At 73.7% G+C, this 1,031-nt stretch carries 1 pseudogene; it reads right to left on the minus strand.

Annotation, left to right across the window (positions count from 1 at the left end):
• Window positions 1-109: 109 nt before the first annotated feature.
• Window positions 110-985: pseudogene (locus tag BAW75_RS09090) on the minus strand (discoidin domain-containing protein); the annotation flags it as partial.
• Window positions 986-1,031: the final 46 nt, after the last annotated feature.

Genomic DNA, 1,031 nt, shown 5'->3' on the forward strand with positions numbered 1-1,031 from the left:
GTCTGGACATGGTGGACGGACACCTTCTTCCCGGGGGAGGTGGAGAGGCGTTCGGGGGTGGGGGTGCGGTGGCGCGGCGGGGACCGGCGGTGGCCCCCGCCGCGCCGGGTCAGGAGGCGTACACCTCGAACTCGGACAGCTGGCCGGCCGGCCAGCCGGTGTTGCCGGTGACTGTCAGCCGCACGAAGCGGCTGTCACCGGCGGGCAGCGCGATCGACACGCTGTTGCCGCCCGCCGGGTCGAACGTGTAGCCCGCCGCCGTCTTGAGCGTCGAGAACGACGAGCCGTCGGTGGAGCCGAGCACCGCCACTGTCTGGGTACGGGTCTGCCAGGCCGCCGACGGGGGCAGCTTCAGCACCACCCGGGCCACCGGCCGGGCGCTGCCCAGGTCGACCGTCACCGACTGCGGGAAGGCGTTGTTGGCGCTCTCCCAGTAGGTGTTCGCGTTGCCGTCGACGGTGTTGGCGGCGCCGTACACGTCGACATGGCTGGTCTCGGCGACCGGCCGGCCCGCCGCGAGGTTGCCGGTGGGCGGCGCGGTGGTGGGCGGCGCTGTCGTGGGTGGCGCTGTCGTGGTGGGCGGCGGTGTGGTGGTGCCGCCGCCGTACACCTCCAGCTCGGCGAGCTGGCCCGCCGGCCAGCCGGTGTTGCCGGTGACTGTGACCCGGACGAACCGCCGGTCGCCGGACGGCAGCGCGACCGACACGTTGTTGCCGGCCGCCGGGTCGAAGACGCGGGCCGCCGACGCGGCGAGTGTGCTGTAGGAGGAGCCGTCGGTGGAGCCGAGCACGGACAGCGTCTGGGTGCGCCGTTCCCAGCCGGGCGGGAGCTTCAGCACCACCCGGTCGACGGTGCGGGACGCGCCGAGGTCGACGGTGAGCGACTGCGGGAACGCGTTGTTGGCGCTCTCCCAGTAGCTGGCGGCGTTGCCGTCGACAGCGTTGCCGGCGGCGTACGTCTGGGTGGTGCTGGTGGCGGCCGCCGGCAACGCTGTCGACGGCAACGCCGCCAGCTACTGGGAGAGCGCCAAC

Origin of the sequence: Micromonospora chalcea, assembly GCF_002926165.1 — a bacterium.
GTDB lineage: Bacteria > Actinomycetota > Actinomycetes > Mycobacteriales > Micromonosporaceae > Micromonospora > Micromonospora chalcea.